Here is a 21,925-nt window from a genome sequence, read left to right as displayed (position 1 = left end):
TTTAGCTGTCAGTTGCTAAATGCTGACAGCTAAAAACTAAAAGCTTCCCTTGAACTTTGTAAAACGAAAAACAGAGAATCCGCAACAGTAAAGGGTTTGAAAGAACCATAGGCAGATTTGAAGACCGGTTTACCGAAAATATTTGGTTTGAATTTGCCGGCCTCACCGGGTAATTTGTGATGGATTTTTAAAATAGGATTACTATAAACAGCTGGTAATCCGGGTAATAACAACAGCAATGGAATTAAACAAATACAGCAAAACGATTACACAGGACCCTACGCAGCCCGCTGCGCAGGCACAGCTCTACGGTATCGGCCTCACTGAAGAAGACCTGAAGAAAGCGCAGGTCGGCATCGCCTCCATGGGCTATGATGGCAATACCTGTAATATGCACCTCAATGACCTTGCACAGGATGTGAAAAAAAGCGTCTGGGCCAACGACCTCGTCGGCCTGACATTCCACACCATCGGCGTCAGCGACGGCATGAGCAACGGTACGCCCGGTATGCGCTACTCCCTGGTAAGCCGCGATCTGATCGCTGATTCCATTGAAACTGTTTGTGGGGCGCAGTACTACGATGCGCTCATCACCGTGCCCGGCTGTGACAAAAACATGCCCGGCTCCCTGATGGCCATGGGCCGCCTCAACCGCCCGTCCATCATGGTGTACGGCGGTACCATCGCACCCGGTAAATACAAAGGACAGGACCTGAACATTATCTCCGCTTTCGAAGCGCTGGGCCAGAAAATGGCCGGCAAGCTTGACGAAGGCGACTTTAAAGGCATCGTACAAAACTCCTGCCCCGGCGCCGGCGCCTGCGGCGGTATGTACACGGCCAATACCATGTCTTCCGCTATCGAAGCATTAGGTATGAGCCTGCCTTACAGCTCATCCAGCCCCGCATTGAGCAAGGAAAAGAAGGAAGAATGCGCCAACGCCGGCAAATACATCCGCCTGCTCCTGGAAAAAGATATTAAACCAAGGGACATCATGACCAAAGAGGCTTTTGAAAATGCCCTCACCGTGATCATGGCCCTGGGTGGCAGCACCAACGCCGTACTGCACTTTATCGCCATCGCGAAATCCGTGGGCGTGCCGCTGACACTGGAAGATTTCCAGCAGTCAAGCGACAAAACCCCGCTGATCGCTGACCTGAAGCCAAGCGGTAAATATCTCATGGAAGACCTCCACAATATCGGTGGCGTGCCTTTAGTGATGAAATACCTGCTGAAACAAGGTCTCCTGCATGGTCACTGCATGACTGTGACCGGCAAAACCATCGCTGAAAACCTGGAAAGCGTTCCGGATATTGATTTCGGCCAACAAGAAATTATCGTTCCTACGGAGAAGCCACTGAAAGCCAGCGGCCATATCCAGATATTATACGGCAACCTCGCCGAAAAAGGCTCCGTAGCCAAAATCACCGGTAAGGAAGGCGAACAGTTCACAGGACCTGCACGCGTGTTTGACGGTGAATTTGAGCTCATCGCCGGTATCCAGTCCGGAAGAGTGCAACAGGGAGATGTGGTGGTGATCCGACAGGTAGGCCCGAAAGGCGCACCCGGTATGCCAGAAATGCTGAAACCTACCAGCGCTATCATGGGCGTGGGACTGGGCAAAAGCGTGGCACTGATCACCGACGGCCGCTTCTCTGGTGGCACCCACGGTTTCGTGGTAGGCCACATTACACCGGAAGCATTCGAAGGCGGTAACATCGCGCTGGTAGAAGACGGTGACATCATCGAAATAGATGCAGTGAACAATACAATCAATATGAAAGTGAGCGACGAAGAACTGGCTGCCCGCAGGGCCCGGTGGACCGCTCCGGCATTGAAGGTATCCAATGGAATCTTATTTAAGTACGCAAAACTTGTTAAAAATGCAACAGAAGGATGTGTTACCGATGAAAGCTGAGAAAGCTGATAAGCGGTTGTCTGCAAAGCCTGTTATTACCGGCTCAGAAGCTGTGATCCGTTCCCTCATCGCCGAAGGGGTGGACACCATCTTCGGTTATCCCGGCGGGGCCATCATGCCTATCTATGATGCCCTGTATGATTTCCAGGACCAGGTATATCATATCCTGGTAAGGCATGAACAGGGTGCTACACATGCGGCCCAGGGTTATGCCCGCAGCTCCGGTAAAGTAGGAGTGGCCTTCGCCACCTCCGGCCCGGGCGCTACCAACCTGGTCACCGGCCTTGCAGACGCTTATATGGACAGTACTCCCATGGTATGCATCACCGGCCAGGTGGCTGCTTCCCTGCTGGGTACCGACGCCTTCCAGGAAACAGACGTGATCGGTATCACCATGCCTATCACTAAATGGAATATACAGGTGACCCGCCAGGAAGATATTCCCGGCGCTATCGCCAAAGCTTTTTATATCGCCCGCAGCGGCCGTCCGGGCCCCGTGCTGGTGGATATCACCAAAAATGCACAGGTTGGCAAATGTGAATATGAGTATGTACCGTGCACGCATATACGTAGCTATCAGCCGGTGCCGGAATTGAGACTGGACGCGGTGAAAGAAGCGGCTGCACTGATCAACTCGGCAAAGAAACCTTATCTGCTGGTAGGCCACGGCGTACTGTTGTCCGGTGCTGAGAAAGAACTGATAGCGCTGGCAGAGAAAGCACAGATACCCATGGCTTCTACACTGCTCGGTTTGTCTGCCGTTCCGGTAGATCACCCGCTGTACGTAGGTTTACTGGGAATGCACGGCAACTATGCACCGAACATCCTCACCGGTGAATGTGATACCGTTATCGCAGTAGGCATGCGTTTCGATGACCGTGTAACCGGTGACGTGAGCACTTATGTGGCCAACGCAAAAGTTATTCACATCGAAATAGACGCAGCCGAAATCAATAAAATCATCAAAGCGGACATAGCCCTGCATGCAGATGCTAAAACCGCACTGCAGGCTCTGCTGAAGGAAGTACAGCCCGCTAAACATGACGAATGGCTCGCAGAATTCAGGGCTGCCGACAAAAAGGAATACGATAAGGTTCAGCATAATGAACTGTATCCTGAAACCGGTGAACTGAAAATGGCGGAAGTAGTTCGCCTGATCTCTGAAAAAACAAAAGGAGAAGCGGTGCTGGTAACAGACGTAGGGCAGCACCAGATGATCGCTTCCCGTTATTACCGCTTCAAAAATCCAAATACCAACATCACTTCCGGTGGCATGGGCACCATGGGCTTCTCATTGCCAGCCGCCATGGGCGCTAAAATGGGCACACCGGAAAAAGAAGTCGTGGCGGTTATCGGTGATGGCTGCTTCCAGATGACCCTTCAGGAGCTGGGCACCATTTACCAATCCAAAATAGGCGTGAAGATCGTGATCCTGAACAACAACTTCCTCGGCATGGTACGCCAGTGGCAGCAGCTGTTCTTTGATAAACGTTATTCTTCCACTGAAATGGTCAACCCCGACTTCGTTCAGATCGCCAAAGGATTTTTTATCCCGGGCAAAAAAGTCACTGCCAGAGAAGATATCTCCGCTGCCATTGATGAAATGCTGGCCACTGACGGCGCTTACCTGCTGGAAGTAGTGGTGGAAAAAGAAGACAACGTGTTCCCGATGATTCCTGCCGGCACGCCTGTTACCACTATCAGACTGGAGTAGTACTACCAGATCATAACAGACAAGTAAATAAATTTTTTACAAGAATTGCCTCTCTTTTTGCCCGGCCAAAGGCCGAAAAAAGGAGGGAGGATGCCCAAGCTGTTTTTATGCAAAAAGAATATACAGTCACGGTTTATACGGAAGACCGTATAGGTATTACCAACCGTATCACCATTATATTTACCCGCAGAGGGATCAATATCACCAGCCTGACAACTGCTGAGACAGAGATTTCCGGCGTGTACAAGTTTATCATAACGGTGATGTCTACACGTGAAAAACTGGATAAGGTGGTCGGTCAGATCGAGAGACTGATTGAAATTCACCGTGCCTTTGTACACGAGGAAGATGAAGTGGTGTACCAGGAACTGGCATTGTATAAGATTTCCACCAAATCACTGGAATCCGGTGATATCGAACGGCTGATCCGTGACCATCAGGCGCGTATCCTGACGATAACGGCAGACTATTTCGTGATCGAGAAAACCGGTCACCAGCAGGAGCTGACAGACTTCATTAAAAAGCTGGAGCCCTATGGTCTGATAGAATATTCCAAAAGCGGAAGAGTGGCCATTGTGAAATGGAGCCGCCGCTTCCACGAACACCTGAAAGAACTGCAGGCCTCATCGGAAGCGTAAGCTGCCGGTAGCCGCAACATAAACAAGCCTTTATTCATTTACTTAAAATTTACAGCTAATAGCTAATGGCTAGTAGCTAAAAGCTAAAAACACAAAACATGGCAACCATCAATTTTGGAGGTGTACTCGAAGAAGTAGTAACCAGGGAAGAATTCCCAATGGAAAAAGCACGGGAAGTCCTGAAAAACGAAGTTATCGCTGTTATCGGTTATGGCGTACAAGGCCCCGGCCAGGCACTGAACCTGAAAGATAATGGCTTCAATGTTATCGTTGGTCAGCGTAAAAATTCCAAAACCTGGGATAAAGCAGTAGCTGATGGCTGGGTTCCGGGCGAAACTTTATTCGATATCGAAGAAGCTGCTGCCAAAGGTACTATCATCCAGTTCCTGTTGTCCGACGCCGGTCAGATCACCCTGTGGCCTACCCTGAAACAACACCTGACTCCTGGTAAAGCACTGTACTTCTCCCATGGATTTGGTATCACCTATAAAGAGCAGACCGGTATCATTCCGCCTGCTGATGTAGACGTAATCCTGGTTGCTCCCAAAGGTTCCGGTACTTCCCTGCGCCGCCTGTTCCTGGCTGGTCAGGGCCTGAACTCCAGCTACGCTATCTTCCAGGACGCTACCGGCCGCGCTAAAGAACGCGTAGTAGCACTGGGTATCGGCGTTGGTTCCGGTTACCTGTTTGAAACAGATTTCAAGAAAGAAGTATTCTCTGACCTCACCGGCGAACGTGGTTCACTGATGGGCTGTATCCAGGGGATCTTCGCTGCTCAATACGAAACACTGCGCAGAAACGGTCACTCTCCGTCTGAAGCATTCAACGAAACCGTAGAGGAACTGACTCAGTCCCTGATGCCGCTCGTTGCAGAAAACGGTATGGACTGGATGTACGCGAACTGCTCTACTACCGCTCAGCGTGGCGCGCTCGACTGGTGGAAGAAATTTAAAGACGCTACCCAGCCGGTATTTGACGAACTGTACGCCAGCGTAGCCGCCGGTAAAGAAGCTGCCCGTTCTATCGCTTCCAACAGCACTCCGGATTACCGCGAGAAACTGAACGAAGAGCTGAAAGAACTGCGCGAAAGCGAAATGTGGCAGGCGGGTGCAGCTGTTCGTAAGCTGAGACCAAACGCTTAATCAATTACGAATTACGAATTACGAATTACGTCTTGTAATTCGTAATTCGTAATTCGCAATTCGTAATTCAAAAAAATATGTCCTCTAACTTAATATCTGGCGTTAGCCCGCTCAATATCCTCGATGCATCGGTGAAATTGAAGCCTGTGGTGAACCGCACGCCGTTGACTTATAGCGCTACGCTCTCCCGTCGCTATAACTGTGATGTATATCTGAAAAGAGAGGATATGCAGATTGTACGCTCCTACAAACTTCGCGGGGCCTACAACCTGATTAGCAGCCTGCCCGCCGAGCTGCTGGCCAAAGGCGTTACCTGTGCCAGCGCAGGCAACCATGCACAGGGCTTTGCCTATGCCTGTAAAGCCATGAACATCAAAGGCGTGGTTTTCATGCCGATCATCACACCAAAGCAAAAAGTAAATCAGGTCAATATGTTCGGGGGCGATAACATCGAAATACGCCTCACCGGCGATACTTTCGATGACTGCTCCGCGGAAGCACAGGCCTTCACTGCTGTCCATGGGATGACTTTCATTCCCCCTTTTGATAACGCTAAAATTATTGAAGGGCAAGGCACTGTGGCAGTGGAAATTCTGGAAGACCAGACCAACATCGATTACCTGTTTGTCCCCGTAGGTGGTGGTGGCCTCGCTGCCGGTACAGGCACCTACTTCAGGACTTACAGCCCTAAAACCCGCATCATAGGCATTGAACCGGAAGGCGCCCCTTCCATGCTGCGCGCCTTTGAAAACGGCGGCCCGGTGACCCTCGATGAAATTGAACGTTTTGTAGACGGCGCTGCGGTAAAAAGAGTAGGAACGCTCAACTACCAAATATGCCGCGAAGTGCTGGATGAAATGCACCTCGTGCCGGAAGGCATGGTGTGCTCCACCATCCTCAAACTGTACAATGAAGACGCTATCGTGGTAGAACCTGCCGGCGCGCTCTCTATCACAGCCCTTCAGGACTATGCGGAAGAAATCAAGGGGAAAAAAGTAGTCTGCATTATCAGCGGCAGCAATAACGATATCGACCGCATGCAGGAAATAAAGGAACGCTCACTGCTGTACGAAGGGCTGAAGCATTACTTTATTGTACGCTTTGCACAGCGCCCGGGCGCACTCAGGGAATTCCTGAACCATATTCTGGGGCCTAACGACGATATCACCCGCTTTGAATTCATTCAGAAACATAATAAGGAAACAGGCCCCGCACTGGTAGGCATAGAACTGAAGTGCAGGGAGGATTATGATACCCTCATCGCCAACTTCCGGAAATATAATTTTCAGTTCACCGAACTGAATAAAGATGATAACCTGTTTGGTTATCTTGTTTAGAGTTTGACAAATAGTTGTTTTAAGAGTAATATAAGCCTGGTCATTTTTATGAACGGGCTTTTTTATTGCTCCACTATTGCGCTCAAAGTGGCCAGGTATTCGTCTTTTAAGTAAGGGTGCAAATCCTCTTCATTCAGCATGGCCTGGATCTTTCTGATGATAACCAGTTTCACTTCCAGTGTCATGGGATCATTTTTCTCCAGCTGCTGCTTTACGGTATCATAAAAAACCACGATGGCTTTTTTCCTGGGTGCAATGTCAGGGACAGACAACAGGTATTCCCATCTTTTCGCCCATGTCTGATACTGCGGAAAAACACGGATATGCAGTGCTACATAAAAGTTGACTTTCCTGTTGCCGGACGCGGCCACCAGATAATCAAACATGGCATCGGTAGGTGTCAGTCCATACCGCCATACCATGTTACCTAAAGCAGACACAACGTTGATTTGCAGTTTCACATTGTCGGGAAACTGTATGCCAATAGCCACCAGTATAGCTCCCAGCTCGTTGTCGGACAATACAGGCGTATAGAACGTTGACACTTCGGCCCGCGGTATTTTTTCAAATTCCCTTATATGTGTTTCCAGTTCCTGTTCAGAGAGTTGCTGCCAGTTGAGGAGCTTGTCTTTCAGGGAGTGTAAGGCGTCTGTTTTTAATTTCATGGTTGGAATAGTTAGCTGCTTTAAAAATCAGTCATCTGATAATATGTCGTCATATAAGTTCCCGGTGGATACCTGGTTCCAATGTGCGCCATATTGTTCGTGCACTACCACTAATGCTAATAAAGATAAGGGGTTAAAAGCAGAAATACGCATATCTTTTTTGGAGGCAGTCCAGTAAGTGATTTCTTCTTTCGCCTCATCCATTTCCAACCTTATGGCGTAGCCTTTTTCCTTGATGGTATACAAGGCGATATTGTAGGTGTTCATGGCTTCTGTTAACATGCGGTTGATTTAAATCAATAGAAAAATTCGCCATCTCCGTATTCTTCCCGAATGATTTTTTCTATGTCTGTATAGTTGTATTGCTTTTGGGTTTTAATTGTCTGAATGACTAATTGATATTTCACATCAAAACGTTCGTCATAGCCACTGGGAATTAGCGGTTCCACTGCCATGGGTGTTTCAAAAAGCGGATGGTGGATAACCGGCACATCCAGCCCCAATTTGCGTCTTACTTTAAACAGGTTGATGAATTCCATGGGAATTAGTCCCGGACCCAGAAACTCCTCATATTCTCGTTTTTCTGCCCGCTGAACGCCTACGCTGTTAAGGTGATGGTCACATAGTTCGTTCCAGTAGGAGGCAGGCAGCACGCTATAGTCATTCCAATGATCAATCAGTTGTTGATAGATACCATATCCCTCTTTCCCGAAGATAAACACTCTTTCTTTGACAGGATTGTGTCCCAGCCATTTTTCCACGAGAAAATGCAGCAGTTGTGTACTGGGATATACCTGTTGGTTTTTATGCTCTTTACTTGTTTTATACACGTCCATGTTGAGATAATCGATGGATTTTTCGATCAGTATTTTCAACAGGTCGTTTCTTTCCATATACAACGCATAATAAAAAGCATCGCGTATGTGATCGATATATTCGTCGGCAGCATGCGCCATGGTCCAGAAAAGAGCTGTCCGTTCAAAATATTTCCAACAGAGAGGGTTTCCCTGAAAGAGTAGATTTTTGGCGGCAATATGATGGGATTCATTAGATTGAACATCTGTCAGTACTCCATAAAACAAGCGGAAATCATATTTGTTTTTTTTGAAGTTTTTATAGGAGAAAACATAGCCTTCCATAAAATCCCTGTTGGCCTGTTCAAAGTCAATAGGCTGGCCATATCCGTAGTGGTCGATGATTTTTTGAATTACCTTGTTATAAGTCCGCATTAGCGATTATTTACATTTTATTCTGATCGAGCGTTGGTCTACATTAATCTGTACCAGTTTATTTTCTAATTGACCTGCCCGTTTGGCTTGATCAATCATTCGCATCAACCTATTTTGGTAAGCGGGTTTGCTACCCCAATGCCCATTGGTATTTCCCATAATTTTGTTGATGTTCCTGTTGGTCCAGGTGGACATGTTGCTTTTGCTCCTCCAGGAGCTTTGGCTGGCCTTTACTTCTATCACATTAATTTTTCCGTTAGGTGCTTTGGTTACCAGATCAAAGCCGTGTCCAGATGCATTCTGAACTGATCCAAGAATGGTATGGCCTTCTTTCTCAAGGTACTTACTGGCTACTTTTTCACCCCATGCGCCCAGAGTGCCGTTGAGTCCAAAAGGATCAATCCATAAGTTAGGGTCTCTAATATAAGAATAAAAATTCAGCTCTTCAGACGCAAGTCCTAATGGGTCCTGGCTGATATACATACCGGTCTCCGCATCATAATACCGAAAGCGGTTATAAGCAAGTCCTGTTTCTGCATCTTGATATTGACCAGCATAGCGGAAGGGGATAAAATATTTGTCTCCTTGCAGCGATTGCACCTGCCCATAGATGTCAAGATCTGTTGCCCATACTTTATTACCATTTTCGTCATAGGCTTCACAAGGAGTGCCAAGATGGTCTGTGATCACGGAATACCGCTGCTGTCCGGTTATTTTAGCTGACAGGCTGAACCCTCCATCTTCAAACACCCACGTGGTAAGCGTATCGGGAGGTATCGGTTCAGGGTGGCTTAAAACCATTTCCCCGTATTCGTTGACGGTTACATGCGGGCGCTCTGATTCTGGATAAGTCCATTCATGAAGCGGCACATCGGCATCCCAAACGAATCGGGTAATCTTGTTCTTCATCGTTTTCTCTGTTCTGCGTCCCAGTGCATCATAGCGGAAAGATATGACGACGCCATCAGGACGGGTAACAGTCTCCAGCGAACCATTGGCATACCAGCTATATTTCCATGTGGCAGGGATGTCGCCGGATGTTATTGTTTTACAGATAAGATTGCCTTCTTCATCATAGCTGTAATGGCCCTGATTAGTCTCTAACAGCTTACCACCGGCGCTATATTTTCTGTCTTGCCTTGTAGGAGTATCAAAGAGGTTACCTGTGCGGTCGGGATTGCGGTAGCCTGTTTGACCATTTTCATATTGCGCCCATGACAACCGGTTATCTGCGTCATAGCCATATTTTTTTAACCCGTGGTTAAGTATGTTCAGTATCTGTTTTAGCCGGTTGTGACCATCCCAAAGGTATTGGCGGTGGCGGGTGGTTCGGCCATTCACACTAACTTCATGTGAAGTTGCCATTCCCCGGTTGTCATACTGCCAATAGCTGTTTATATTCCCTGGCAGATAACGTGCGACTTCCTGACCAAGCAGATTTCTTTGGATCTGTGCGCTCCAATCGTCCTCTTGGTTGGAGGTACGGGCAAAAATACCTGAGAGATTATTGGTATTATTCCAGTTAAAGTGAATATCGGCGCCGAGGCTGCTGCTGACAGCAATGCGATTGCCAGCGGCATCGAAGCCACTGTTTACGAAATGACCGTCCTGCCATTCGGAAATTATGCGTCCGAGTTTGTCGCGTTGAAAACGAACGGTAGCGTGCTGATTGATGGCTTCAATAAGATCGCCACTGCGGTTGTAGCTGAATGTTTCCCAAGAGCCGTCCTGATGCTCCACACGGACTATTTTTCCATTGCTGTCATATTCAAGGTTGGTCCATTTGCTGCCGGAACGTTGAATACGAATGATCTTTCCGGAATGGTCTCGTTTGTAGTGCCGAATTAGCCCGTCAAAGCCAACATCACTGATGATGTTCCCATTGGCATCACGGATAACGCGGAAGGTTTCCCCTTTTTCGTTTACTATACCAGTTAGCTCTTCTTCCTGATTATATATAAAATGAACATTGACACCGTTTTCCTCCCGTTTTTTGATGTTGCCCAAAGGGGTATAGGAGAAGTGTATCTCATGTTCTTTGTCCTGTAACAACGTGATGTCGTCATAAGCATCATATTGAAGCTGTATGTGATTGCCTCCTGCCAGTCTGATATCTATAGCCCTGTCCAGAATATCATAGCGGAATTCCTGTTCATCCTGCAATGGGCCGGTAACTGTTATGCATCTCCCCCAGGTGTCATATGCCCATGAGGTCTGACTGCCATCAGGCATGCAGATACCGGTGAGGTTAAAATCGGCGTCATAGGTTAATATGTTAATGTGTTCATCCTCTGTTTCAATCTTAGACAAAAGGTTTTGTTCATTGTACCGATGTATGGTAATGCGGCCATTTGCCTCAGTGGTAGTATGTATCTGGCCATTTTGTTCATAGTAGATATAGGTGTTGTTGTTGCCTGTAGCATCTTCCTCCAATATAACCCTGCCGGCGCTATCATAGTGTGTGGTTTGTGTGTTGCCATCAGGCAGCGTTACACTTGTCCGGTTACCCCGCTCATCATACGTATACCCGGTAACGTTACCTTCCGGATCAATAACACGATACAACTCCATTTCTTCTGTATACTCAAAAAAAGTGGAATGTCCCAACGCGTCCTTTATCTGTGATACCACAAAATCCGGTGTGTAATAGTAGGTCGTGATGCCTTTTGTATTGCGTATCTGGTTGAAGCCTTTGTCAGGATGATATTCCAGCCAGCCTTCCAGTAACCCCTTGTCTCCGGTGGTGTGAATACAGCGCCTTAGCTTATCATATTCCCAATAGAAAGAATTACCGTTACGATCGGTTTTTTTGATCATCAGGTGATCATGATAATGTATATATGTCGTCTGGTCCAATGCGTCGGTCAGCTCAGTGAGATCTCCGGCCTCATTGTAGGCGTAACGTACCATCTCCCGGCTTTCTCCGCGATGACGGGCGGTCACGCGGATAATGCGGCCAGCGTCGTCATGTTCTGTCAGCAGATGTCTGCCAACACTGTCAATAATCCGCACCAGCTGCCCGGCACCATTGTAATGAAAGCTGATCATAAATCCTCTTTCATCAGCAATATTGATCAGCCGGTAGTTTTTGTCAGCAGGATGTAACTTGCGGAAAGTATAACTGTAACGGTTTTCATAGCTGAATAATGTATAGTCCTCCATGTTGTCGCGGGTAAGCAACAGCCGTTCATGGCGGTTGTAGTTACTGTCACCGGAATAGTGAAGGGCATCAAATACCGCGCTGCGGCCGTCGCCCAGTAACACCACCGTGGCGTCTTCATCGGCGAATTCGTATACCCGCATATCGTAGCACAAATGCGTACCATGTCCGAGCAGCCCTTCAAAAGAGCTGTCGCTGTTCCAGGAACGCTCCCATTTCAGCGGAATAGGACCAGGCAACTCAAAGTCGGTGCCGTCATATATCACAATGCCCTGCACCAGGTCCACCGGCTCAAATCCTTTCTTGCAAAGAGCTTTGCTCAGTTTATTACTGCCGATTTTCGCTTTCAGGGCGTGATTGAATTTCGTCAGCGCCTTTTTACCGGCTTTGCCGAGCCCTTTCATCAAGGCGCCAAAACCGAATGACATGATCAGGTTCAGTAACACACCCGCCCAGTCCGGAACATAAGGCCCGCCTACCATTACCGGTTTCCCAAATGATAATGGGATCGAGTAGGAGGTCGGAAGATAGAGGCTGGGAATCGGCTTAAACTTTTTCCCGGGCGTAATAGACAAGGGCAGACCAATATCATTACAGGTCATCAGCATATGCCCCGATGGACTCATGAGATTACCTTCAACTTTTACTTTCTTACTACCAAAGAAGTTAACGGAATCATGGCCGATCATAGGTGCCAGTAAAAACGGTCCACCCATGGGAATATGAAACAGAAAGATCAGCATCCCATTGGTGTCGCTTTTTCCCCGTGGTACATGGTTAATGCGGGTGGTGGCCCCAATGAAGGGAACATAATCCATCGGATCAATGACCAGTCCGATAAAAGGATGGGGTAACGGTACAGGAAATCCCAAAAGGATAACAATATGGATGTCCAGTCCAATCACCGGGGTAAAATGTTTGTTACTGACAAGCATCTGATATGGTTTGGAGCCAGGGGCAGGTACAACAATGAGAATAGTACTATAAATATAAGGAATATACGGAGCGGAAAAAAATACGGAAAGGTTGAGGGAAGGCAGTTTAAGGAAGAGCTGGATTAATGTTGGGGTAGGTTACTTTACTAAAATAAGAAGCAGGCAATATACCTGCTTCTTACAAGATAATTTAAACGCTATTTTTTCAAACTCGCAATATCAATCACAAAACGATATTTCACATCTCCTTTCATCATACGGTCATACGCGGTGTTGATATCTTTGATATCGATCACTTCCACATCACTTACAATATTATGTTCGGCGCAGTAGTCTAGCATTTCCTGTGTTTCGCGGATGCCGCCGATCAGTGAACCGGCAATACTGCGGCGTCCCATGATCAGGTGGAAAGCTGGTACGGCGGAAGGTTCCGGTGGTATCCCCAGACAGATCATCACACCATTGAGCGTCAGCAATTTCAGGAAGTCGTTGTATTCGTGCGGTGCGGACACTGTATTGATGATAAAATCAAAATGGTTGCGCAGTTTTTTCATCTGCTCCTTGTCTTTGATCAAAGCGAAATGATGTGCGCCTAGTTTTTTGGCATCCGCTTCTTTGGATGGCGAGGTGCTCAGCATGGTCACTTCGGCGCCCATGGAATTGGCCAGTTTCACTGCCATATGTCCCAGGCCGCCCAGGCCCAGCACGGCCACTTTATGCCCTTTGCCTACTTTCCAGTGGCGCAGCGGAGAGTACGTGGTGATGCCTGCGCACAACAGGGGCGCCACGCCTTCCAGCGGCAGTTTGTCAGACACTTTCAGGGTATATTGTTCGTCTACCACGATCTGCGTGGAATAACCGCCATAGGTGAGCGTTTTACGGTCCATCTCCGTACCGTTATATGTACTGGCATTGCCTTTCTCACAATACTGCTCTTCTCCTGATTTACAGGGATGGCATTCCCGGCAGGAATCCACAAAGCAGCCTACGCCGCCCAGATCGCCTACTTTGAATTTGGTCACATGGTCGCCCACTTTCACAATGCGGCCCACGATCTCATGGCCCGGCACCATCGGGTATACGGAACCGCCCCATTCGTCCCGCACCTGGTGTATATCGGAATGACATACGCCACAATAAAGGATTTCTATTTGTACATCATGAGGACCTACTTCCCGACGCTGGAAATTCCAGGGGCCAAGGGGAGTGGTAGCACTTTGTGCCGCGTAAGCTTTGGTTTCAATCATGCATGCTAGGTTTAGAATTCCGAAACTACTGATTTTTAAGGAGGTTTAAGTTGACCATCATTCTCTTACCCAATTGTTTAACTTAGTAGGATGTTAAGTTATTGGGAGAAGCAAAGTCTGCTTCAGTACGACTATATCATTGCCGGTAGCGGTATCGTTGGACTTTCCGCCGCCATCAGCCTGCGGGAGCGGGAGCCGGACGCCCGTGTGCTGGTACTGGAACGGGAGGTGCTGCCTACCGGCGCCAGCACTAAAAACGCCGGCTTCGCCTGTATCGGCAGCCTGACCGAAATACTGGCCGACCTACAGACGATGCCGTCCGAAACAGTGCTGGACCTGGTGTCCATGCGGCGGACAGGATTGCAGTTGCTTCGCCGCCGCCTCGGCGACGAACAGATCGGCTACCGCGAAAACGGCAGCTACGAATTGATCGGCGCCCGGGAAGAGTGGGCCCTGCACCAGCTGGACGAGATCAACCGCCTGCTGGCCGGCGTGCTGGACGATGCGCCTGCGTTTTCCCTCGTCAGTGATAAAATAGCGTCATTTGGTTTTGCGCCGGCCCATGTGAAAGCCATGGTGCGCAATCACTACGAAGGGGAGCTGCATACCGGGCAAATGATGCGGGCGCTCATCGACAAAGCCATTGCCTCAGGGGTGGAAATAAAAACGGGATGCCCTATCACCCGCATGGAAGACCTCCGCTCCGGGGCCAATGTGGTGGTCACCCATCAGCTGCTAAAGGAAGAAGTGGTCTTCCGGGCGCGGAAGCTCCTGGTTTGCACCAATGCCTTCACCCGCCAGTTGCTGCCGGAGCTGGAGGTAACCCCCGGGAGGGGACAGGTGCTCATCACTGAACCGTTGCCCGGACTGCCTTTTAAAGGGGTGTTCCACCTCGAAGAGGGATATTTTTATTTCCGGGAGCTGGATGGCCGCATACTGCTCGGCGGCGGCCGGCAGCTGGACTTCTCCGGAGAAACCTCCACAGAGTTTCGCTACAACGACCGTATCCAGCACGAACTGGAAGAAATGCTGCGCCACCTGATCATCCCGGGCCGGCCTTTCGCCATCGCCGACCGGTGGACAGGCATCATGGCTTTTGGGAGTACCAAACAACCTATCGTCCGGGCTTACTCGGAAAATATTATTCTGGGTGTGCGCATGGGCGGCATGGGCGTGGCCATCGGGTCGCTGATAGGAGATAAAATCGCGGCCATGGCGGCTGAAGCTATCTAACCCGCACGCCTCTCCGTTTTTTTGTTAAAGTGTTTTGATAGCAATTTTAAATGTATAGATTTGATCTCTTGGGGAAGCCGCAGTCGATCTGCGGTTTTTAGTTTAAGCTTTTTATGGTGCATAAGCGTATTTAATACATTTATTTCACTATATTGATCCGCCAAATTTATTATACAAACCACGTTTGAACATTTATGCAACCAAACTTACTTCACTACGTCGATTACCTGGTATTCCTGGTATATTTTGTAATAGTGGCCGGCTACGGGTATTATATCTATCAGAAGAAAAAGAAAGCGACGACAGACTCGAAAGACTTTTTCCTGGCAGAAGGCTCCCTGACATGGTGGGCTATCGGCGCCTCCCTGATTGCCTCCAATATTTCGGCGGAACAGTTTATCGGTATGTCCGGCTCCGGTTTTTCCATGGGCCTGGCCATCTCCACCTATGAATGGATGGCGGCAGCCACGCTGATTGTGGTGGCGGTCTTTTTCCTGCCCATCTACCTGAAAAACAAGATCTACACCATGCCCCAGTTCCTGGAGCGCCGGTACAACCAAACGGTGAGTACTATCATGGCGGTGTTCTGGCTGCTGTTGTATGTGGTGGTAAACCTCACGTCCATCCTCTATCTGGGCGCATTGGCCATCAACAAAATTTCCGGTATCGATTTTTATGTCTGTATGATAGCGCTGTCTTTCTTTGCAGTGCTGATCACACTGGGTGGCATGAAGGTGATCGGTTATACCGATGTGATACAGGTGTTTTTCCTGATCCTCGGCGGCCTGGCTACTACCTATCTGGCGCTGGACCTGGTGGCAAAACATTTCGGCGGCAGCGGCGTAATGCAGGGTTTCAGCCTGTTGCACCAGCATGCCGACGATCATTTCCACATGATCTTTAAAAAGACAGATGCCCACTATCTCGACCTGCCAGGATTAAGTATACTCATCGGCGGTATGTGGATTGTGAACCTCAACTACTGGGGATGTAACCAGTACATCACACAACGTGCGCTGGGCGCAGACCTGAAAACAGCCCGCAGCGGTCTGCTGTTTGCCGGTTTCCTGAAGTTGCTCATGCCTATCATTGTGGTGCTGCCGGGTATTGCGGCTTATGTGCTGTACCAGAAGGGCCAGTTTCACACAGAGATGATGCAGGGTGGTTCCCTGAACCCGGACAATGCTTATCCCGTATTGCTCAACCTCCTGCCCAGCGGCCTGAAAGGCCTCGCTTTTGCGGCCCTTACAGCTGCAGTGGTGGCTTCGCTGGCCGGTAAAGCCAACAGTATCTCCACCATTTTTACGTTAGATATTTATAAGAAGATATATCATAAAGATGCTGATGAACAGAAAGTGGTAAAGGTAGGCCGCACCACAGTGATCGTTGCTATGGTACTGGCCATTATCCTGTCTAACTTCCTGGGCATCGATAAAAAAGGCGGTTTCCAGTTTATCCAGGAATATACCGGCTTTGTATCGCCAGGTGTATTTGCCATGTTCATCATGGGCTTCTTCTGGAAACGCACCACCTCCAACGCCGCGCTGTTTGCGATGATCGTTGGTTTGCTGATGTCTTTTGTGCTGAAGTTCCTGCCAAACTGGGTAGACCTGCAACCGCTCTACCAGTTTGGATGGGCTGCTCCCAACGCTGCAGGTGTTTATGAAATGGCCTTCATTGATCGTATGGGCGTTGTGTTCGTGATTTGTATAATAGGCATGATCATCATTTCCCTGGCTGATCCTTCCAGCAAAAACAATCCGAAAGGACTGGAAATCGACAGCAGTATGTTTAAAACAGCGATGCCGTTTACCATCGGCGCTTTGTTTATCATCGGTATCCTCATTGCGCTGTATACCGTTTACTGGTAATCGTTATTCACAACGGGTATGTATTTTATCGGCTACGATATAGGTTCTTCTTCTATCAAAGCGGCGTTACTGGACGCAGATACCGGCCGTTGCCTGGCAACGGCCACCAGTCCGTCCCGCGAGATGCCTATCCTGGTCCCGCATCCCGACTGGGCAGAGCAGGACCCGGAAAGCTGGTGGCAGGAGGTGGTGAACGCCACCGCACTCCTGCGCCGGCAACATACTTTCGATGCGGCCCTGGTGAAGGGAATAGGCATTGCCTACCAGATGCACGGCCTCGTATGCGTGGATAAAAACATGCAGGTGCTGCGCCCCGCTATTATCTGGTGCGACAGCCGCGCGGTGGACATTGGCCGCAAAGCTTTCTCCGCATTGGGCGAATCCTGGTGCCTCTCGCACCTGCTCAATTCCCCCGGTAATTTCACCGCTTCCAAACTGCGATGGATATACGAAAATGAGCCGCATATCTACGAACAGATTCATAAGGTAATGCTGCCCGGCGACTTTATCGCCCTCAAACTCACCGGAGAAGCCACCACCACGGTGTCTGGCCTCTCAGAAGGCACCTGCTGGGATTTCCCGGGCAATACTGTCAGTACCACGCTGCTGGACCACTACCAGATCAGCCCGCAGCTGTTGGCTACGATCGTCCCCACTTTCGGCGTGCAAGGCCTGCTGACAGCCGCCGCTGCCGCCGCTTTACAGCTGCTGCCCGGCACACCGGTCACCTACCGCGCCGGTGACCAGCCGAACAACGCTTTTTCACTCAATGTGCTTGAACCTGGCGAAGCAGCCACCACGGCCGGTACTTCCGGCGTGATCTATGCAGTGCATGATCAACATACGTTTGACCGGGAGAGCCGTGTCAACACCTTTGTCCATGTGAATAATGATACACAGCACACCCGCGATGGCGTGCTGATGTGCCTCAACGGCACCGGTATCGCCAATTCCTGGCTGCGTAACATGATCGGCGACATCAGCTACGCTGACATGAACGAAGCGGCCGCACAGGCACCGCCGGGAGCCGACGGCCTGCTGGTATTCCCTTTCGGCAACGGAGCAGAAAGGATACTGGGCAACAAAAGTATCGGTGCTACTGTCAGCCACCTCGACTTCAACCGCCACCAAAGGGCACATATGTTGAGGGCCGTACAGGAAGGCATCGTCTTCGGACTGAACTATGGACTGGACATCATGACAAACATGGGCCTCGACATACACCGCGTACGGGCCGGCCATGCCAACATGTTCCTCAGTCCGCTCTTCCGCGAAGCCTTTGCCAATACAGCCAATGTGGTCATCGAACTATATAATACAGACGGCGCACAGGGAGCGGCCAGAGGGGCCGCAACAGGTGCAGGTTACCTGTCTGTCCATGAAGCCTTCAGGGGAATGGAATGTCTCGCTGTAATAGAACCGGACAGCCGGCAGCAGGAACGTTACGCCGCAGCTTACAGCCACTGGCTGACCAACCTGCGTTCGTTGCTGGCTAACGGTGAATCATAAACGATATTTTAAAATCCACTATTATGAGCATTACACTTGGAAACCACGAGTACTTCAAAGGCATCGGCCAGATCGCCTATGAAGGACCGGAATCAGACAACCCGCTCGCATACCGGTGGTATGACGAAAACCGTCTCATCGCCGGTAAAACCATGAAAGAACTGTTCCGCTTTGCCGTATGCTATTGGCATACCTTCTGCGGCACCGGCGGCGATCCTTTCGGTCCGGGTACCAAACATTTCCCTTGGCTGGTGTCCACTGATCCCATGCAAAGCGCGAAAGACAAAATGGACGCGGCTTTTGAATTCATCACCAAACTGGGGCTGCCCTATTACTGCTTTCATGATATAGACCTGGTGGACGAAGGCGCCACCCTCGCGGAATACGAGCGCAGAATGCAACAGATCGTGGATTATGCCAAACAAAAACAGGATGTCAGCGGTGTAAAACTGCTCTGGGGCACGGCCAACGTGTTCAGTCATCCCCGCTATATGAACGGCGCAGCCACCAATCCGGATTTTGCGGCACTGGCTTATGCCGGTACACAGGTGAAAAACGCGCTCGACGCCACCATCGCCCTCAAAGGAGAAAACTATGTTTTCTGGGGCGGCCGCGAAGGATACATGACCCTGCTCAATACCAATATGAAAAGAGAGCAGGAACACCTCGCCCGCTTCCTCTCCGTGGCCCGCGATTATGCCCGTCAACAGGGCTTTAAAGGCACTTTCTTCATTGAACCGAAGCCCTGTGAACCCACCAAACATCAGTACGACTATGACAGCGCGACTGTGATCGGCTTTCTGCGTTATTACGGACTGGACAAAGATTTTAAACTGAACATCGAGGTAAACCACGCCACTCTCGCCGGTCATACCTTCCAGCATGAGTTACAGGTGGCTGTAGACGCAGGCATGCTGGGCAGCATCGATGCCAACCGCGGCGACTATCAGAACGGTTGGGACACCGATCAGTTTCCCACCCAGCTGAACGAGCTCGTGGAAAGCATGCTGATCATCCTCGAAGCGGGCGGCTTTGCCGGCGGCGGCGTTAACTTCGACGCTAAAACCCGCCGTAATTCCACCGACCTGGAAGATATCTTCCACGCACACATCGGCGGTATCGATGCTTTCGCCAGAGCAGCCATCATCGCTGAAAAAGTACTCACTAAAACAGCCTATAAAAAATTCCGGACAGACCGCTACGCTTCCTTCGATACGGGCAACGGAAAAGCCTTCGAAGAAGGTAAGCTCACCCTGGAAGATCTGCGCAACATCGCCACGTCCAACCGAGAGCCGGCCCAGATCAGCGGAAAGCAGGAATGGCTGGAAAATATAATTAACGGATGTATTTAATTATAAGTCTTCACAACGAAAAACAAAGCCTGTTTCTTTGCTCTCTTTGTGGAACGCCCTTGTGCGAACAAAACAATGAACAATGACAATCAACACTTTTCATGAGGCAGGATTTGATATCATTGCCCTTACTGACGAACAAAGCGGCACACAGGTAGAGATCGTGCCAGCGCATGGCGCATTGCTGCATGCTTTCAAGGTGCGCCGCCAGGGTGAACTGATCAACCTGATTGACAGCTACAGCAGCCTCGAAGACCTTCGGGAAAACCTGCATGTCAGCTTTAAAAGCGTAAAACTGAGCCCTTTCGCCTGCCGTATGAAAGATGCGGCTTACGAATGGCAGGGCAGCAGCTATAGCATCGAAAAAACAATCGCGCCCGGAAACGCCATCCATGGCCTGTTGTATGATGCAAAGTTTACGGTGGCTGAACAGCAGGCATCCGCTCAGGAGGCGTCTGTTACCCTTACTTACAATTTCCGCGAAGAAGATACCGGTTATCCTTTCAGCTACGACTGTCAGGCGACTTACACCTTACTGCCAGGCAATGAGCTGCGTGTAACGACTAAAGTTATCAACCGCAGTCAAACGTCCATCCCGGTAATGGACGGCTGGCATCCTTATTTCTCCACCGGTACGCCGGTAGATGAACTGGTGCTCACCTTCGCCTCCAAAGAAATCGTGGAATTTGACGCTAAACTGATCCCGACAGGAAAAGTGCTGCCCTACACCGAATTTGTGAAAGGCAAAAAGCTGGCGGGAGTGGAGCTGGACAATTCTTTTGTGCTGGACTTCTCACAGGCGCAACCGCTGGCTTCCCTGCTCGATCCGGTGAAAAATATCCAAATAGATTTTTTCCCGGGAGATCATTATCCTGTTTTACAGGTGTACATACCGCCACACCGCAACAGTGTTGCGGTGGAAAACCTGAGCGGCGCGCCCAATGCCTTTAACAATGGTATCGGACTGGTAACCCTGGCAGCCGGCGAAGACCGGACTTTCGACACCAGAATAAAAATCACCGTGTGATAAACAGCTTCACATCAGGATAGGAACATCCTCCGGTCGCCAGGCCGGAGGATTGTTTTTTAACAACCGCCTCAATTTATTTAAATTGTGGGCTGGAATGGATATGAACAATACACACACAGTATTGGTTGTTCAGGGAGAGGAAGGATAGTCAGGATTAAAAACACAAACAATTTATGAAGGCTCACATGCGTATTCTGTTGCTGGGTTGCATCGCGGGGATGTTGCTCCCTTTTGCCGCAAAAGCACAGGTCATCGTAACCGGACAGATTTCAGACAGCAACAAACTGGTGCTGCCGTACGCCACTATTACCAACCTGACCACAGGCAGGCATTCCCTATCTGATCAGGGTGGTTTTTACAAGATAGACGCCACTCGGAACGACAAGATCGTTTTTACGTTCGTAGGTTATCTGCCTGATACCGTGAAGGTGACGCAGACGACCGGTACCCAGACAATTAATGTGAAACTGGTGGTGGCCAGCCGTTTCCTGAAAGGAGTGGAAGTGTCTTCTCAGTATACACCTTACCAGCTGGACTCTATGGAGCGCCGCCGGCAGTATGGTTATTTGCTGGATTTGCCCAATAAGCCGCTGGCTGGTGGCAGTACCCCGCAAGGCGCCGGTATCGTTTTCAGTCCGTTTACCCGATATTCCAAGAGCGAGAAACAAAAAAGACAGTTCAAGAAGAATTACGAGGAGATGGAAAAAGAGAAATATATTGACTCCCGCTTTACCCCGGTGCTGGTCAGCCAGGTTACCGGACTGAAAGGGGATTCATTGCAGCTCTTCATGCGGGATAACTATCCGGACTACGAAACCATGAGGACCATTGGCCACAACGACCTGCTGTACTGGATTACAGACAAATACAAAGCCTGGATCAAAAAATAAAGACATAGAAAAAGGGTGAAGAACAAGCCGAAGTCTTCACCCTTTTGATTTTATA

The 21,925-nt window shown here is 49.5% G+C and carries 16 protein-coding genes; 11 read left to right on the top strand and 5 right to left on the bottom strand.

What is annotated here, in order from left to right; translation table 11 throughout:
- Positions 1-238 precede the first annotated feature (238 nt).
- From ilvD to ilvA, 5 genes are all read left to right on the top strand, one after another.
- Positions 239-1,918: a dihydroxy-acid dehydratase gene (gene ilvD / locus ACTJJS_RS21005; protein WP_440665120.1), complete on the top strand. Its 1,680-nt coding sequence runs from the start codon at positions 239-241 to the stop codon at positions 1,916-1,918.
- On the top strand, positions 1,884-3,632 hold the full coding sequence (gene ilvB / locus ACTJJS_RS21000; RefSeq protein ID WP_440665119.1) for a biosynthetic-type acetolactate synthase large subunit: 1,749 nt from the start codon (positions 1,884-1,886) through the stop codon (positions 3,630-3,632). The genes ilvD and ilvB overlap by 35 nt, the downstream gene beginning before the upstream one ends.
- A gap of 107 nt (positions 3,633-3,739) precedes the next feature.
- Positions 3,740-4,270 carry an acetolactate synthase small subunit gene (gene ilvN / locus ACTJJS_RS20995; RefSeq protein ID WP_440665118.1) on the top strand — a complete coding sequence of 177 codons (531 nt, stop codon included), beginning with the start codon at positions 3,740-3,742 and terminating at the stop codon, positions 4,268-4,270.
- 98 nt (positions 4,271-4,368) lie between these two features.
- On the top strand, positions 4,369-5,412 hold the full coding sequence (ilvC, locus tag ACTJJS_RS20990; RefSeq protein ID WP_078667268.1) for a ketol-acid reductoisomerase: 1,044 nt from the start codon (positions 4,369-4,371) through the stop codon (positions 5,410-5,412).
- A 77-nt stretch (positions 5,413-5,489) separates the two neighbouring features.
- Positions 5,490-6,749 (top strand): threonine ammonia-lyase IlvA, encoded by a 1,260-nt coding sequence (ilvA, locus tag ACTJJS_RS20985; protein ID WP_440665117.1) that lies wholly within the window; start codon positions 5,490-5,492, stop codon positions 6,747-6,749.
- A 62-nt stretch (positions 6,750-6,811) separates the two neighbouring features.
- Here the strand turns inward: ilvA and ACTJJS_RS20980 are convergent, their stop codons facing one another.
- From ACTJJS_RS20980 to ACTJJS_RS20960, 5 genes are all read right to left on the bottom strand, one after another.
- Entirely contained in the window at positions 6,812-7,414 is a 603-nt protein-coding gene (locus ACTJJS_RS20980; protein ID WP_440665116.1) for a hypothetical protein, read from the bottom strand.
- A 27-nt stretch (positions 7,415-7,441) separates the two neighbouring features.
- Positions 7,442-7,696, bottom strand: coding sequence for a hypothetical protein (locus ACTJJS_RS20975; protein ID WP_440665115.1), 255 nt, complete (start codon positions 7,694-7,696; stop codon positions 7,442-7,444).
- 14 nt (positions 7,697-7,710) lie between these two features.
- Positions 7,711-8,643 (bottom strand): hypothetical protein, encoded by a 933-nt coding sequence (locus ACTJJS_RS20970; RefSeq protein ID WP_168872031.1) that lies wholly within the window; start codon positions 8,641-8,643, stop codon positions 7,711-7,713.
- A gap of 6 nt (positions 8,644-8,649) precedes the next feature.
- Positions 8,650-12,738 carry an RHS repeat-associated core domain-containing protein gene (locus ACTJJS_RS20965; protein WP_440665114.1) on the bottom strand — a complete coding sequence of 1,363 codons (4,089 nt, stop codon included), beginning with the start codon at positions 12,736-12,738 and terminating at the stop codon, positions 8,650-8,652.
- Between the two features lie 197 nt (positions 12,739-12,935).
- Complete coding sequence (locus ACTJJS_RS20960) at positions 12,936-13,985, bottom strand: NAD(P)-dependent alcohol dehydrogenase (protein WP_343743693.1); 1,050 nt, start codon at positions 13,983-13,985, stop codon at positions 12,936-12,938.
- Between the two features lie 90 nt (positions 13,986-14,075).
- On the opposite strand from ACTJJS_RS20960, the gene ACTJJS_RS20955 reads away from it, so the two are divergent.
- The 6 genes from ACTJJS_RS20955 (at position 14,076) to ACTJJS_RS20930 (ending at position 21,870) form a co-directional block, all read left to right on the top strand.
- Positions 14,076-15,218, top strand: a complete 1,143-nt coding sequence (locus tag ACTJJS_RS20955) for an NAD(P)/FAD-dependent oxidoreductase (protein WP_440665113.1) — start codon at positions 14,076-14,078, stop codon at positions 15,216-15,218.
- A gap of 194 nt (positions 15,219-15,412) precedes the next feature.
- Positions 15,413-17,089: a sodium/sugar symporter gene (locus ACTJJS_RS20950; RefSeq protein WP_440665112.1), complete on the top strand. Its 1,677-nt coding sequence runs from the start codon at positions 15,413-15,415 to the stop codon at positions 17,087-17,089.
- Positions 17,090-17,107: 18 nt separating this feature from the next.
- Positions 17,108-18,598, top strand: coding sequence for a xylulokinase (locus ACTJJS_RS20945; RefSeq protein ID WP_440665111.1), 1,491 nt, complete (start codon positions 17,108-17,110; stop codon positions 18,596-18,598).
- Positions 18,599-18,621: 23 nt separating this feature from the next.
- Positions 18,622-19,950, top strand: a complete 1,329-nt coding sequence (xylA, locus tag ACTJJS_RS20940; RefSeq protein WP_440665110.1) for a xylose isomerase — start codon at positions 18,622-18,624, stop codon at positions 19,948-19,950.
- A gap of 82 nt (positions 19,951-20,032) precedes the next feature.
- Entirely contained in the window at positions 20,033-20,977 is a 945-nt protein-coding gene (locus tag ACTJJS_RS20935; RefSeq protein WP_440665109.1) for an aldose 1-epimerase, read from the top strand.
- Positions 20,978-21,153: 176 nt separating this feature from the next.
- Complete coding sequence (locus ACTJJS_RS20930) at positions 21,154-21,870, top strand: carboxypeptidase-like regulatory domain-containing protein (RefSeq protein ID WP_440665108.1); 717 nt, start codon at positions 21,154-21,156, stop codon at positions 21,868-21,870.
- The last annotated feature ends 55 nt before the right edge of the window (positions 21,871-21,925 follow it).

The organism is Chitinophaga sp. 22308 (assembly GCF_052045305.1).
Classification (GTDB): Bacteria; Bacteroidota; Bacteroidia; order Chitinophagales; family Chitinophagaceae; genus Chitinophaga; species Chitinophaga varians_A.
The sequence above is the reverse complement of the archived record's forward strand: the minus strand, read 5'-3'. Positions and strand labels throughout refer to the sequence as shown.